General features: G+C 43.0%; 12 protein-coding genes and 1 pseudogene. 11 read left to right on the top strand and 2 right to left on the bottom strand.

What is annotated here, in order from left to right:
* Positions 1–122: 122 nt before the first annotated feature.
* Positions 123–1,277 (top strand): annotated as a pseudogene (locus MHH76_RS10605) (family 10 glycosylhydrolase); the annotation flags it as partial.
* Between the two features lie 143 nt (positions 1,278–1,420).
* Entirely contained in the window at positions 1,421–2,278 is an 858-nt protein-coding gene (locus tag MHH76_RS10600) for a RhaT/GlcU family sugar-proton symporter (RefSeq protein WP_035338691.1), read from the top strand.
* Between the two features lie 22 nt (positions 2,279–2,300).
* Here MHH76_RS10600 and MHH76_RS10595 read toward each other — a convergent pair whose 3' ends face one another.
* On the bottom strand, positions 2,301–3,026 hold the full coding sequence (locus MHH76_RS10595; protein ID WP_023857522.1) for an endonuclease/exonuclease/phosphatase family protein: 726 nt from the start codon (positions 3,024–3,026) through the stop codon (positions 2,301–2,303).
* Positions 3,027–3,149: 123 nt separating this feature from the next.
* Between MHH76_RS10595 and MHH76_RS10590 the strand changes: the two genes are divergently transcribed.
* The 4 genes from MHH76_RS10590 (at position 3,150) to arsC (ending at position 6,158) form a co-directional block, all read left to right on the top strand.
* Entirely contained in the window at positions 3,150–3,743 is a 594-nt protein-coding gene (locus tag MHH76_RS10590) for a YdeI family protein (protein WP_020451677.1), read from the top strand.
* A 207-nt stretch (positions 3,744–3,950) separates the two neighbouring features.
* Positions 3,951–4,298, top strand: coding sequence for a metalloregulator ArsR/SmtB family transcription factor (locus MHH76_RS10585; protein WP_043054328.1), 348 nt, complete (start codon positions 3,951–3,953; stop codon positions 4,296–4,298).
* Between the two features lie 119 nt (positions 4,299–4,417).
* Complete coding sequence (locus MHH76_RS10580) at positions 4,418–5,716, top strand: arsenical efflux pump membrane protein ArsB (RefSeq protein WP_025810780.1); 1,299 nt, start codon at positions 4,418–4,420, stop codon at positions 5,714–5,716.
* A gap of 22 nt (positions 5,717–5,738) precedes the next feature.
* Complete coding sequence (gene arsC, locus MHH76_RS10575) at positions 5,739–6,158, top strand: arsenate reductase (thioredoxin) (RefSeq protein ID WP_025810781.1); 420 nt, start codon at positions 5,739–5,741, stop codon at positions 6,156–6,158.
* Between the two features lie 255 nt (positions 6,159–6,413).
* On the opposite strand, the gene MHH76_RS10570 is transcribed toward arsC, so the two are convergent.
* Positions 6,414–7,424, bottom strand: a complete 1,011-nt coding sequence (locus MHH76_RS10570; RefSeq protein ID WP_023857527.1) for a LacI family DNA-binding transcriptional regulator — start codon at positions 7,422–7,424, stop codon at positions 6,414–6,416.
* 465 nt (positions 7,425–7,889) lie between these two features.
* Here MHH76_RS10570 and MHH76_RS10565 point away from each other — a divergent pair, with 465 nt between their 5' ends.
* The 5 genes from MHH76_RS10565 (at position 7,890) to uxuA (ending at position 14,541) form a co-directional block, all read left to right on the top strand.
* Entirely contained in the window at positions 7,890–8,894 is a 1,005-nt protein-coding gene (locus MHH76_RS10565) for a TRAP transporter substrate-binding protein (protein ID WP_025810020.1), read from the top strand.
* 54 nt (positions 8,895–8,948) lie between these two features.
* Complete coding sequence (locus MHH76_RS10560) at positions 8,949–9,464, top strand: TRAP transporter small permease (RefSeq protein ID WP_025810018.1); 516 nt, start codon at positions 8,949–8,951, stop codon at positions 9,462–9,464.
* A gap of 38 nt (positions 9,465–9,502) precedes the next feature.
* Positions 9,503–10,798, top strand: a complete 1,296-nt coding sequence (locus MHH76_RS10555; protein ID WP_023857530.1) for a TRAP transporter large permease — start codon at positions 9,503–9,505, stop codon at positions 10,796–10,798.
* Between the two features lie 19 nt (positions 10,799–10,817).
* The gene (locus MHH76_RS10550) at positions 10,818–13,226 is read left to right on the top strand and encodes a glycoside hydrolase family 31 protein (RefSeq protein WP_020451669.1); all 2,409 of its coding nucleotides are present in this window, start codon (positions 10,818–10,820) and stop codon (positions 13,224–13,226) included.
* 244 nt (positions 13,227–13,470) lie between these two features.
* Positions 13,471–14,541, top strand: coding sequence for a mannonate dehydratase (gene uxuA / locus MHH76_RS10545; RefSeq protein ID WP_020451668.1), 1,071 nt, complete (start codon positions 13,471–13,473; stop codon positions 14,539–14,541).
* Positions 14,542–14,556: the final 15 nt, after the last annotated feature.

The raw sequence follows: 14,556 nt of genomic DNA, 5'->3' as shown, positions 1-14,556 counted from the left end.
TCGACAGTCTTGGCCTGTTTTTTTATATACAAAAAAGAACAGCCGGCATATAATAACAGAAAGTTCTGATTTTTCCAAAAGGGGAGATGTTCATGAAAGAAAAGAACACAAGCTGCGAAACAAAAGAATTTCGGGCCGTGTGGATCGCCACCGTCACAAACATTGACTGGCCTTCGAAAAAAGGGCTGACAATCGAAGAGCAAAAAACAGAATATGTGAAGCTTTTGGATGCTGTGACAGCCATGGGGATGAACGCAGTTGTCGTTCAAATTAAGCCGGCGGCGGATGCGTTTTACCCTTCCGCATACGGGCCGTGGTCGGAATACTTAACAGGCGTTCAAGGAAAAGACCCCGGCTACGATCCGCTGTCATTTTTGCTCGAAGAAACCCACCGGAGAAAGCTTGAATTTCATGCATGGTTCAACCCTTATCGGATCACGATGAATCATACGGATTTGAACAGGCTCTCACAGGATCACCCGGCTAGAATGCACCCCGATTGGGTCGTTGCCTACGGCAGACAGCTGTATTACAATCCCGGCATTCCTGAGGCACAGGAATTCATTGTCCAAGGCATAGCAGAGGTCGTCAAGAATTACCAAGTCGACGCCGTTCATATGGATGACTATTTTTATCCGTATAAAATTGCGGGCGTCGAATTTCCCGACTTGAGCACGTATGAACAATATGGAAAGGACCGTTTTTCAAATATTGAAGATTGGCGGAGGGACAACGTCAACCAGCTTGTCAAACAGATCAACGCCGCCGTCAAAAAAGAAAAAGCATCGGTCAAATTTGGAATCAGCCCCTTTGGTGTATGGCGCAATATAGCAGATGATCCGACGGGATCGAATACAGCCGCCGGAATGACAAACTATGACGACCTTTATGCTGACACGAGGGAATGGATCAGGCAGGGATACATCGATTACATCGCCCCGCAAATCTACTGGAGCATCGGCTTTGCCCCGGCTTCCTACGACATTTTAGTAGACTGGTGGAAAAATGAAGTCAGCCAACGCCCCGTTCATTTATACATCGGACAAGCAGCCTATAAAATCAATCAAAACTCAGATCCCGCCTGGTCAGACCCTGAAGAATATCCGCGACAGATCGCCTTAAACCGCGACTCAATGGTGATGGGAAGCATCCATTTCAGCCTGAAAGATTTAAACCGGAACCCGCTCGGCATAAAAGACAGGCTGATCCAGGACTTGTACAAAAAACCGGCAGCTATTCCCGGTATGCCTTGGCTTGACAGCGTAAACAGCAAACAGTGAAAACTGATATTTTAGTGATACGGCCGCCGGTAACAGTACCAATCCATTTTGACAATGTTCAAAATGGATTTTTTGTGTTAAAAATCGCATGAATAGAGCACCTTAATAGATAAAAACAAGGAAAGAAAGGTTTAAATCAAATGGACATTTTCTTAGCGATTTTACCAGCGATTTTCTGGGGAAGCATTGTGCTCTTTAATGTAAAGCTTGGGGGCGGACCGTACAGCCAGGTGCTCGGTACGACATTCGGCGCTTTAATTTTTTCAATCGGAATCTACTTTGTCGTCCAGCCTGAATTATCTCCCCGTATATTTGCCGTCGGCGTCGTCTCCGGACTATTTTGGGCGCTCGGCCAGACCAACCAGCTGAAAAGCATCAAGTTGATCGGCGTGTCTAAAACGATGCCGATCTCAACGGGACTTCAGCTTGTATCCACTTCTTTGTTCGGCGTGCTTGTTTTTCGCGAGTGGGCGACAACAATCTCGATTGTTCTCGGGATTCTGGCGCTGATTTTCATCATCGTGGGAATCGTGCTGACATCACTGGAAGACCGCAGCCAAAAATCTGAGGAAAAAACCGGCGACATGAAAAAGGGAATCGTGATTTTGCTGATTTCCACATTCGGCTATCTTGTGTATGTCGTCGTCGTACGGCTTTTCGATGTCAGCGGCTGGGCGGCTCTTTTTCCTCAGGCTATCGGCATGGTAGCCGGCGGCTTGATCTTGACATTCAGGCATAAGCCGTTTAATTTTTACGTCCTCAAAAATATCATTCCAGGTTTAATTTGGGCAGCCGGAAACATGTTTTTATTCATTTCCCAGCCGCGGGTCGGCGTAGCGACCAGTTTTTCGCTATCGCAGATGGGAATCGTCATCTCAACGCTCGGCGGCATTATTTTGCTCGGCGAAAAGAAAACGAAGCGGCAGCTGATCGGTATCGCCATCGGCATTATATTAATCGTCGCAGCCGGCGTTTTGCTGGGCATTGCAAAAGCTTAAGGACGGCTTCTCAAGCCGTCCTTTAATATGTGACAATGCCCTTAAGCGGCAGGTGGTCGGAAGCGTTCGGATCAACGGCGACAACTTCAGCCACTGACACATGAAAAGACCGGCTGAGGAAGATGTAGTCCAAGCGTCGTCTCGGGCGGTGCGAAGGGTGGGTGAACCCCTGTCCGTATTGTCTTTCATCCCACAGGTCGGCCAGTTTTTCCGCGACCTTTTTCCACCCCCGTGAATGAGGTTTCATATTAAAGTCTCCCATGACGATCACAGGCAGATCACTCTCTTGAACCCTCTCGATTAAAAAATCCGTCTGCTTGCCGTGAAGCCACGGATTCAGGCTCAAATGCGTAACAAAAACGCGAAGGAGCCGATCACCGATCCGGACATCAGCCTCAAGAAGAGACCTTCCTTCGATCAGCCCTTTGACAAAGTTGAATGAATGATGCCGTTCTTTCACAATCGGAAAACGCGTTAAGAGAGCGTTCCCGTATTGCCTGTTCACTGAAGAATCACCGGAACTCAATGAAAGGGAGGGGCAGTACGCATAGTGCATGTTCAATTGTTCTGCTAACGAGCCGATTTGGTCTTCGTAATCGCTTCTATTGGAGAAATGCTGATCTACTTCATTAAGGCCGACGATGTCGCAGCCGCTCTCGGCGATCACACCGGCTGTTCTCTCTAAATCAACGCGACGGTCCCTTCCTTTTCCATGATGGATATTAAATGTCATGATGCCAAATTTCATAATCAACCCGCCTCTTCTTTAAGCTAAGCATATTGTACCTCCGGAACGATTAAAATATTTCTGCTGTCGGCGGAGCGAGATTAGGTTAAAATGACATTATGATATAAAGAGGAGTGTTCCTTGATGACAAATAGCAGAACGAATCCAAAGGTTGATGAATTTTTAAGCAAAGCCGAGAAGTGGAAGGGAGAGTTTGAGAAGCTGCGTCAAATCGTTCTTGACTGTGAGCTGAACGAAGATTTCAAGTGGAAGCATCCTTGCTATACGTTCGAGAATAAAAACATCGTATTAATCCATGGATTTAAAGAATATTGTGCGCTCTTGTTTCATAAAGGCGCCTTGTTAAAGGACCCCAACGGGATTCTTATCCAGCAGACGGAGAATGTACAAGCCGCGCGGCAGATTCGATTCACCAATGTACAAGAAATAGCTGAAATGGAAACCATCTTGAAAGCTTACATCAATGAAGCGATTGAAGTGGAAAAAGCCGGTCTTGAAGTAGAGTTTAAAAAGGCTGCGGAATATACGATTCCAGAAGAGCTTCAAAAAAAATTCGCTGAAATCCCAGCTTTAAAAACGGCGTTTGAAGAATTGACGCCGGGACGGCAAAGAGCATATATTCTTTATTTTTCTAAACCAAAACAATCCAAAACCCGAGAATCGAGGATTGAAAAATATACAAAGCAAATTCTTGATGGAAAGGGATTGAATGACTAGTCTATTTCGCAACTACCGTTTTCATGATAGAGGCGAATCATAACCATATGGCCGAAGAAGCGGTGAATTGATTAGTGAAGGGCCGCTCAATTTTTCGAATGGCACGAGATCCATACCTTGATGATCACCGCTTGATTATATAAAAAGACATTTATATAATGGAGGCAATATACCGGCTGCAAAGCGCCTGAGATTGGAGGGAATGTCATGACCGTACAAACGAAGCTTGATTCGAAAAGCACGGTGAGCTGCATGAAGATATTGAACGATTCCACCCGGCTCTTGATCCTGAAACTGCTTCAGGAGAAACCTTATTGCGTCTGCCAGCTTGTCGATATGTTTGAAACAAGCCAGCCCGCCATAAGCCAGCATTTACGAAAGCTGAAAAGTGCAAATATGATCAAGGAAGAAAGAAGGGAGCAATGGCGCTTTTATTCGCTTCATGACGACTTTCCGGAGCGCGAATTGGTCCTTGCCATTCTCAATCAGATCGATGAACATGATGAGGTTCTCCAAACCGTTAAAAGAAAAGAAAGACCCGTTTCGTGCCAATAAAAAAGCAGAGGGAGGACGGTTCCCTCTTTTTCATTTCACTTTTTATATAATCATTGACTTATATAACGATTTTATTATAAGATGTGTCCGGAGAGGAAACCTATGAAGGAGGCGGTTAGATGATGACGACGGTCTTGGCCATTTTGATTTTTCTTCTGACCCTCACGCTTGTCATTTGGCAGCCGAAAAATCTATCCATCGGCTGGTCGGCCTGCGGAGGTGCGGCGCTGGCTTTAATTGCCGGGGTCGTCAATTTTCAGGATGTATTAGATGTGACGGGAATCGTATGGAATGCGACTTTAACTTTTGTCGCGATCATCATCATCTCCCTGATTCTTGATGAAATCGGATTTTTCGAGTGGGCCGCCCTGCACATGGCCAAGGCAGCGAAAGGAAACGGCATTCGGATGTTCGTCTATGTCTCCCTGCTGGGAGCCATAGTAGCCGCGCTGTTTGCCAATGACGGAGCTGCTTTAATTTTGACGCCGATTGTGCTTGCCATGGTACGCGCGTTACATTTTCAAGAAAAGCTCGTTTTTCCTTTTATTATCGCAAGCGGATTTATCGCGGATACAACATCGCTGCCGCTTGTTGTCAGCAACCTTGTCAATATTGTCTCAGCAGACTTTTTCAACATCGGATTTATCGAATATGCGACAAGAATGATTGTTCCAAACCTGTTTTCGCTTATTGCAAGCATCATCGTGCTTTTTTTGTTTTTCAAAAAAAGCATTCCGCGGCATTATGACATGACAAATGTAAAACAGCCGGCGGAAGCGATTAGAGACAGGAAAATATTCCGCTTGTCATGGCTCATATTAGCCGTTCTGTTGGCCGGTTACTTTATCAGCGAGCTGTTCTCGATCCCTGTCTCGATCATCGCAGGCGTGATCGCCGTCATTTTCTTAATTACAGCGAAAAACAGCCCCGCGGTACAAACGAAGAAAGTGCTGAAGGGAGCGCCTTGGGCGATCGTTTTCTTCTCAATCGGGATGTATGTCGTGGTATATGGTTTAAGAAATGCCGGCTTAACAGATATTCTCTCACAGGTCATCCAGACCGTCAGTGATCAAGGGCTGTTTGCCGGAACAATCGGAATGGGCTTTATTGCAGCCACCCTGTCTTCATTCATGAATAATATGCCGACGGTGATGATTGATGCGCTTGCGATTCACAATACCGACACACACGGGATTCTCAGAGAAGCGCTGATTTACGCCAATGTCATCGGCTCTGATCTCGGTCCGAAAATCACGCCGATCGGCTCCCTGGCGACGCTTTTGTGGCTTCACGTCCTTTCACTGAAAGGCGTAAAGATTTCTTGGGGAACCTATTTTAAAACAGGTGTCATTTTGACCATTCCAACCCTGTTCATCACGCTTGCCGGACTTTATGTGTGGCTGCTGATTATCCACTAAACATGATAGGAGACAATGACCAATGTCAAAAAAGACCATCTATTTTTTATGCACAGGCAACTCCTGCCGCAGCCAAATGGCTGAAGGCTGGGCGAAGAAACACCTCGGAGACGAGTGGAACGTCTACAGTGCAGGGATTGAAGCGCACGGTTTAAACCCGAACGCGGTCAAAGCCATGCGAGAAGCAGGCATCGATATTTCTGAGCAGACGTCCGATATCATTGATCCCGATATCTTACACAACGCAGACCTCGTCATTACGCTGTGCGGGGACGCGGCTGATAAATGCCCGATGACACCGCCGCACGTCAAGCGCGAGCATTGGGGTTTTGACGATCCCGCCAAAGCAGAAGGGACAGAAGAAAAAAAATGGGCATTCTTTCAGCGTGTACGCGATGAAATTGGAGAGCGGGTCAAGCGTTTTGCGGAGACAGGCGAATAAATACAAAGCTCAGGTATTGTTACCTGAGCTTTGTATTTTTTAGAAACATCTATTTTTGATAAAGAAAGAACGTACCAAAAGGCATGCGGCCGTTCATGTAAAAATTCAAAAATCAATTTACCGAGAAATTCTGTAAGATCCATTGCCAGAGGCTGAATGAGTACCAAGGGATTCCCGGCAAACACTAAAAAACCCCCAGGCCGGGGATTTTTCACTTTAATAAGAAAAGATGACCTGAAAGACTCGTTTTAAATGTTAATTGTTTTCTTTACCTAAAACTGCTGGAGAAGCGCATGACATTCTGACGTTTAATTCAGGGTCCATTTTTTGAGTTAATGGTATTGAGCCCGGCTCACGAATAAGAGACAGCAGAGAATCGACCATTTTGTGAGCCAATTGATCGATTGGAACCCCTACGCTCGTCAGCGGGGTTTCAAGGCTTGCCATTTGAGGAATATTATCATAAGAAATTAAAGATAGGTCTTCGGGTATGCTGAGCTGTTGTTCCTTTACGGCTCGTAAAATCCCTACACTGATATCGTAGCTTCCGCTAATAATAGCTGTAGGTTTTGAGGTTTGTTGTAACAGTTTTTTCGCAGCGGTGTAACCGTTATACCAGCTTAACCCATTAGTATTTAAAATACTGTTTCGACTTAACTTTAAACCGGCTTCCATCATAACCTCTTCAAACCCTTTGCTTTTTTCAATCTGACGCTTATCGGCAGGGGAAAGGTCGCCGACGTAGCTAATGTTTTTGTGGCCAAGTTGATACAGATACGCAACGGCTTTGTAAATTGCTTTTTTATGATTGACATCGATAATAGGATGTGTATGTTCACCTGACACTCCGTAAGATAAGATAGGAATCGTTAATCCAGTATCATCACTGAGCTGAGTTTCGCCGCCTTCTTCAAAAATCATGATCCCATCCACGCGAAAACTCTTGAACAATTCCACTGCCTCTTTAGCTCTGTTAACGGATAAAATCATTGAATAGCTGTTCTTTTCGACCACTTCATTTATTTTTGTAACAAGTGCCGATAAAGCGATTCTTTCAATTGTAGGCCAGACAAGACCGATCGTTTGACTTTTTTTAGATGCCAAGCTTCTCGCTGCAAAATTCGGAGTATACCCTAATTGTTCGGCAACTTGCAAGACCTTTTTCTTTGTATCCGGTTTTACAAGAGGGCTGTTTCTTAAAGCCTTTGAGACTGTTGAATAGCTTACTCCGGAAGCATGGGCGATGTCTTTAATAGTTACAGTCATTTTGGACCTCCAAAAAATCCTTAAAAATATAATATTGCAAATTTTCGAAAATGATTTTATGATAATAAATAACAACGTTGTTATTATAAATGATACATTATAAAATAACAATCATATACATCTTCCGAATAAAATAACAACGTTGTTAAAAGGGTTTTCGGATCATGAAGCAACGTTTATTTTTAACAACGTTGTTAAACTTATCGTAAAGGAGGGGAAGGGTGAGAAAGACGATCATCTAATGTCTTGCACCACTAAAATATTACACAAATTGTTACTGAACATCATCGGAAACGGGATTCAGGGGATAAACCGAAACATACAATGCAAAAATTTTACTTATTCGTTCACTATTTGAGCGAAATTGTAAACGCTATCAAAAAAATATGACGATGAAAGAAATCATGAATCGCAATCAATCATTGCTTAGAAAGCAACGGTCATGAGATTCAAGGAGGGTAGTTCATGAGAAAAATGCTATCCGTGTTTTTTGTATGCGCTTTAATCTTTGGGATGCTTACGGGATGTAAAAGCAGCGATGTAATAGGCGCCGATAAAACCGTAACGTTACGGCTTGCTCACAACCATAATGAGGAGCACCCCATCCACAAGTCTTTACTCAAATTTTCAAAAGACGTAGAAAAGAAAACCAATGGCACCGTTAAAGTGCAATTGTATCCAAATGCTCAGCTCGGTTCAGAGCGTGAAGTGATTGAATTGACACAAACCGGGGCTGTCGATCTGGCTAAAGTAAGTGCGAGCGCTTTAGAAAGTTTTTCAGAGGTCTACTCCATCTTCAGCCTGCCTTATTTATTTGACAGCAAACATCATTTCTATGAAGCCATGGACAGTGATATTGCAAAAGAAATGTATGATACAACGAAAAACATAGGTTTTATTGGATTAACCTACTATGATGCCGGTTCACGGAACTTTTACACAAAGAACAAACCGATTATGCACCCAAATGACCTTAAAGGTTTAAAAATTCGGGTGCAGCCGAGTGCTACAGCGATTCGAATGGTCGAACTCATGGGTGGAGCACCTACTCCAATGGCTTATGGAGAAGTGTATACAGCATTGCAGTCAAGTGTAATCGATGGCACCGAAAACAACGAAATGGCTTTAACAAGCAGCAATCACGGGGAAGTGGCAAAAGAATATTCATACTCAGAACATGCGATCGTTCCGGATATTTTAATCATGAATTTGGACAAAAAGGATCAATTAAGCGAAGAGCAGCAGCATGCGGTGATCGAAGCGGCGAAAGAATCTACTGAGTATCACAAAATCGTTTGGGCTGAAGAAACTGAAAATGCGGTTAAGAAGGCAAAGGAAATGGGAGTGAAGTTCCACAAACCAGACAAGACTCCATTCCGGGAAGCGGTAAGCCCGCTTCATGATGAGTTTGCCAAAAAAGAATTGATCGGAAAATACTATAGGAAAATTGTGCGAAAGCTAAAAAAGTAAAATGACTCTGGATGAATGAGGGACTCGAATATGTTTCGATAAGGGGGGATGTATATGCTAGCTTTAAAAAAAGCAGTGAATAAAGCGATTGAATGTTTGACTTGCACACTAATGGCCATCATGGTTTTGGTTGCGATATGGCAAGTATTTACGCGATATGTACTAAATTCTCCCAGTACGTTTTCAGAAGAATTTTTACGCTATTCACTGATATGGATCTCTATGTTGGGCGGTGCCTATGCATTTTGGAAAAAAAAGCACTTGGCGATTGAATTTATCGTTCGAAAACTTCCAATAAAAGCAGCTGTTTTCGTTCATACTTTCATTCAGATTCTTTTGATTGCTTTTGCTCTGATTGTGTTGGTCTTAGGAGGTTCGAAAGCAGTGATCATCACAATGGAGCAATCTTCAGCAGCATTAGGGATACCGGTGGGATTTGTTTATCTATCACTTCCTGTTGCAGGCATACTCATCATTGGATACAACTTGGCCGGTTTATATGAATCTTTACATGAATTCAATTCAAAACAAAAGTCAGGTGATGATGTAAAAAAAGCAGCAAAGATGTGACTGAGGCTTTTTGAAAACTAAAAAAGAGGTGAAATGATATGGCCATAGCAGCAGGTCTCATTTTATCGGCAGTATTCTTCATATTGTTGTTTCTCGGCGTTCCGATTTCTGTAAGTATTGCGGCGGCATCCATTGTAACAATGCTTACCATTTTTCCTTTTGATGTTGCCATTTTCACTTCGGCGCAAAAAATGGTCACTGGAATCGACAGCTTTGCTTTATTAGCGGTACCGTTCTTCATTTTATCAGGCATTATTATGAATAATGGCGGTATTGCAATGCGGCTCATTAACTTCGCAAAATTGATCAGCGGCAGGCTGCCCGGTTCTCTGGCCCATACAAATGTTGTCGGAAACATGTTATTCGGTTCCATTTCCGGTTCGTCTGTAGCTGCGGCGGCGGCAATCGGCGGGGTCATGTCGCCGCTGCAAGAAAAAGAAGGATATGACCGGACTTACTCTGCCGCAGTAAATATTGCTTCTGCACCAACTGGTTTGCTTATTCCGCCTAGCGGTCTTTTGATCATTTTCTCATTAGTCAGCGGCGGAACATCTGTAGCCGCTTTATTTATGGCGGGCTATTTGCCCGGAATCTTGTGGGGGCTGGCTACGATGGTTGTCGCCTGTATGATTGCAAAAAAGAAAAAGTACCCTGTTGCGCCAAAAATTACGATTAGTCAAGGTTTTAAAGTGCTGCTCGATGCGATTCCAAGCCTGTTGCTCATTGTAATCGTAATCGGGGGTATTATCGCCGGTGTTTTTACAGCAACTGAAGGAGCGGCAATAGCGGTGGCTTATTCCTTATTGTTATCGCACTTTTATAGGACATTGAAATGGAAACAGCTCCCCCAAATGCTGCTGGAAACGGTAGAAATCACAGCCGTTATTATGTTTTTGGTTGGGACATCAACGATGCTCTCATTGGTCATGGCGTTTACAGGCATACCGACGGCAATCAGCAATGGAATTCTAGGGATTACAGATAACCCAATTTTGATCTTGCTGTTGATGAATATCATCTTATTAATAATCGGTACATTTATGGACATCACTCCGGCTGTATTAATTTTCACTCCAATCTTTCTGCCAATTGTTCAAAGCTTTGGCATGGATCCCGTGCATTTTGGAATTATGATTGTATTTAACCTTTGTATCGGCAATATCACTCCTCCTGTGGGAAGTGCTCTGTTTGTGGGCTGCAGCATAGGTAAAGTTGATATTGAACGAGTGGTTAAACCGATTCTGCCATTTTATGCTGCGATCATGATCGTCCTTTTAATTGTTACCTACATTCCACAAATCAGCTTAATGCTGCCTCAATTATTTGGACTTTAAGACAGGAGGCGTCTATTTAATGTCAATTAAAGAAACCTACATGTTTACATTTATGAAAGAAGAGAAAAATGTGCTACATTTTCATTTAAATGACGGTCATGCACATGCGAAAATATTCATTCTTGAAGAAGATATAATTCGGATTTTACTGACGGAGGGAGAAGCGTTAACGCTTGAAAAAACGTGGAGTGTCGCGCCTGGACAGATCGATGTGCCATGGGAGGGACGCCATCGTTTAGACATGAGCGGATTTACATTGCCTCAATACGAATTCCAGCAAGTCAAAGATGTTTTTATCGTGAAAACCGGTAAGGTCAAGCTTCATGTTCAATTGAACGGCTTTAGAATCAGCTGGTTTTATCACAATGGTTCTGAATGGATCAATGTTGCAAACGATCGGCAAACACAAGGGTATAATTTTGAAGGGGCTTTTGGAAAGGACGTATACCATTATTTACAACGCGATGTCCAGGAACAATATTTTGGATTTGGCGAGAAAACGGGAAACGTCGATAAACACGGGAAACGCTACCGGATGTTAAATATCGATGCGATGGGGTACGACGCAGAGTGGTCAGATCCGCTATACAAACATATCCCATTCTATATTACACGTCATAAGAAAACAGGCATCTCCTATGGAATGTTCTATGATAATCTATCAGCTTCCATTTTTGATATGGGTTCAGAGCTTGATAACTATCATGGACTGTACCGCTATTATCAGGCTGAAAAGGGGGATTTAGACTACTACTTCATAGCCGGTCCGAAAATAAAAGATGTAGTCGAAACATTCTCTTGGCTGACAGGCAAAACGATCTTGCCGCCAAAATGGAGCCTGGGCTATTCAGGCTCTACGATGAGCTATACCGATGCGCCAAATGCACAGGAACAATTAAAAAACTTCGTTCGTCTTTGTGAAGAACATGATATGTTATGCGATTCGTTTCAATTATCGTCAGGATACACATCTATCGGTGATAAACGTTATGTCTTTAACTGGGATGAGAGCAAAATCCCTGCTCCAAAAGAGATGGTGCAACACTTCCATGAGAAGGACGTCCGTTTATGCGCCAACATTAAACCGTGTTTGCTAAAGGATCATCCGTACTTTGATGAACTACAAGAAAAAGACATGTTCATTGTAAACAGAGAAACACAAAAACCGGAAATGGCCCAATTTTGGGATGATATCGGAGCTTATTTAGACTTCACGAAGCGCCAAACGTTCGACTGGTGGAAGGCTCAAATAACAGAAAAGCTGTTGGAATACGGAATTGATTCAACTTGGAACGATAATAACGAATTTGAAATATGGAGTCAAAACGCCAAGTGTCACGGCTTCGGCAAAGAAGTGGAGTTTGAACTGATCCGCGCGCTTCATCCGCTTTTGATGATGAAAGCGTCTTTCGAAGCTCAGCTAGAATACAACCCGGAATTACGCCCGTACCTGATCTCAAGATCCGGATGTCCCGGCATGCACCGTTATGCACAAACTTGGACCGGTGACAACCGAACAAGCTGGAAAACATTAAAATTTAACATTAAAACAGGCATCGGTCTAAGTTTATCAGGCATTTACAATTTCGGCCATGATGTCGGCGGATTTTCAGGACCGGCCCCTGAACCGGAGCTATTCGTAAGATGGATTCAAAACGGCATCATGCATCCGAGATTTACCATTCATTCGTGGAACGATGACGGGACAGTTAATGAACCATGGATGTTTCCTGAAACAATCGATGAAATCCGTGAACTCATTAAGTTTAGACATAAGATCATCCCTTACATTTACACCGCGCTATATGATGCGCACGAACATTATCAGCCGATCATTCGACCGACATTTTATGATTTTGAACATGATGAGAAAACATTTGAAGAGAACGATGAATTTATACTTGGTGAATCTTTGCTGGTTGCATCTGTCGTCGAAAAAGGAATGACGGAGCGGGAGGTATATTTACCGAACCATGAAAAAGGCTGGTATGATTTCCATACGGGAACATGGTATGAAGGAGGGAAGACAGTCGTTCTGCCGGCACCATTACATTATACTCCGCTATTAGCGAAAGCGGGAGCGATCGTTCCGGTAAATGGTGCAAAAGTGACATTCCAAACAAAGAACCAAGATGAAAGAGGATTTTTGTTATTCCCATTCAAAGGAAAAGGAAAATCGACTTATCGTTTGTATGAAGATGATGGGTTAACAAATGAATATACTCGTACATTTGCCTTTATACATGTCGATATGGAGACAACAGAAGACGGGATCAATCTTTCAATACAAAAGGAAGGAACATACGAGTTATCGTATGATCAACTCACTTTTCACGTACCAAATGGAGAAAAGAGAAAACTGATCGTAAATGGCACAGAGCTGGAAAGCAAGAACGGAGCGTTTTCTTACAGTTTGCCGTATGATTAAAAGATTAAGGCCACATGATGATGATGTTTCCATTAATCGAGCAAGAATTTTTGTCCGCGGTTACATCCCGGCCAGCTGAATTTTGTCATCTAGCACGACACATGAATCATGATCATGAAAATTTATGTAAGCGGATACTAATCGGCAAATTCTTTTGAAAAAAACCGCTCCAATATATTGTTATTGTCATGCGAAATGATGATATCGAATGTTAAATAATAAGAGGGAAGAGGATGGGAGAACCATGCAAATGACGTTTCGATGGTACGGAGACAGCGACCCGGTCACATTAGAGTATATTCGCCAAATTCCCGGCGTTACTGGAATTGTTTCGGCCATTTATGATATTCCTGTAGGGGAAGCATGGCCTTATGAGAAAATTGTAGAGTTAAAAGAAAAAATTGAAAATCATGGTCTATCGTTAAGTGTCATTGAAAGTGTACCTGTCCATGAAGATATTAAATTAGGTCTTCCGACAAGAGATCAATATATTGAAAACTATAAAACGACGATACGCAACTTGGCAAAAGCGGGAGTTAAAATCGTTTGTTACAATTTCATGCCTGTATTTGACTGGACTCGTTCTTCTTTAGACTATGCACTAGAAGACGGTTCTACAGCATTAATTTATGAAGAAGAAAAAGTTAGACAAATGAATCCATTACATGGTGAACTAAAACTTCCCGGTTGGGACACAAGCTATGAAGATGGACAGCTAAAGAATCTTTTTCAACAATATCAGCACATGACGGAAGAGGATTTATGGGAAAATCTTTCGTATTTTATTAAAGCGGTTATACCGGCGGCAGAAAATGAACAAGTCAAAATGGCGATTCACCCGGATGATCCGCCATGGCCTATCTTTGGACTGCCTCGAATCATAACGAACAAAGAGAATTTGGAGCGATTGATTAATCTCTATGACAGCTCCTTTAACGGTTTGTGTTTATGCAGCGGGTCACTGGGTGTGAATTCAACAAATGATATTCCGGAATTGATTCGTTATTTCGGAAAAAAAGGAAAAGTCAACTTTGTGCACCTGAGAAACATTAAGATCATCGGAGAAAAGTCATTTCAAGAATCCTCCCACCGTTCAGAAGACGGTTCTTTAGATATGTATGAAATCGTAAGAGCATTAAGAGATATAGATTTTGCCGGACCAGCCAGACCGGATCATGGAAGAATGATTTGGGGAGAGGCCGGTAAACCGGGTTATGGTTTATATGACCGTGCGCTGGGTGCAGTGTATTTAAATGGAATGTGGGAAACATTGACGAAAGAAAAGAAGCGGATAGCCTTTGAATGCAATAAATGAACAAGCACTAACTAA

This window comes from Bacillus sp. FSL L8-0193 (genome assembly GCF_037976065.1).
GTDB lineage: Bacteria > Bacillota > Bacilli > Bacillales > Bacillaceae > Bacillus > Bacillus paralicheniformis.
The sequence above is the reverse complement of the archived record's forward strand: the minus strand, read 5'-3'. Positions and strand labels throughout refer to the sequence as shown.

Bases quoted from the DNA above. Each gene is read 5' to 3' on its own strand.
- MHH76_RS10600 (WP_035338691.1), top strand. From the start codon at position 1,421: ATGGACATTTTCTTAGCGATTTTACCAGCGATTTTCTGGGGAAGCATT.
- MHH76_RS10595 (WP_023857522.1), bottom strand. From the start codon at position 3,026: ATGAAATTTGGCATCATGACATTTAATATCCATCATGGAAAAGGAAGG.
- MHH76_RS10590 (WP_020451677.1), top strand. From the start codon at position 3,150: ATGACAAATAGCAGAACGAATCCAAAGGTTGATGAATTTTTAAGCAAA.
- MHH76_RS10585 (WP_043054328.1), top strand. From the start codon at position 3,951: ATGACCGTACAAACGAAGCTTGATTCGAAAAGCACGGTGAGCTGCATG.
- MHH76_RS10580 (WP_025810780.1), top strand. From the start codon at position 4,418: ATGATGACGACGGTCTTGGCCATTTTGATTTTTCTTCTGACCCTCACG.
- arsC (WP_025810781.1), top strand. From the start codon at position 5,739: ATGTCAAAAAAGACCATCTATTTTTTATGCACAGGCAACTCCTGCCGC.
- MHH76_RS10570 (WP_023857527.1), bottom strand. From the start codon at position 7,424: ATGACTGTAACTATTAAAGACATCGCCCATGCTTCCGGAGTAAGCTAT.
- MHH76_RS10565 (WP_025810020.1), top strand. From the start codon at position 7,890: ATGAGAAAAATGCTATCCGTGTTTTTTGTATGCGCTTTAATCTTTGGG.
- MHH76_RS10560 (WP_025810018.1), top strand. From the start codon at position 8,949: ATGCTAGCTTTAAAAAAAGCAGTGAATAAAGCGATTGAATGTTTGACT.
- MHH76_RS10555 (WP_023857530.1), top strand. From the start codon at position 9,503: ATGGCCATAGCAGCAGGTCTCATTTTATCGGCAGTATTCTTCATATTG.
- MHH76_RS10550 (WP_020451669.1), top strand. From the start codon at position 10,818: ATGTCAATTAAAGAAACCTACATGTTTACATTTATGAAAGAAGAGAAA.
- uxuA (WP_020451668.1), top strand. From the start codon at position 13,471: ATGCAAATGACGTTTCGATGGTACGGAGACAGCGACCCGGTCACATTA.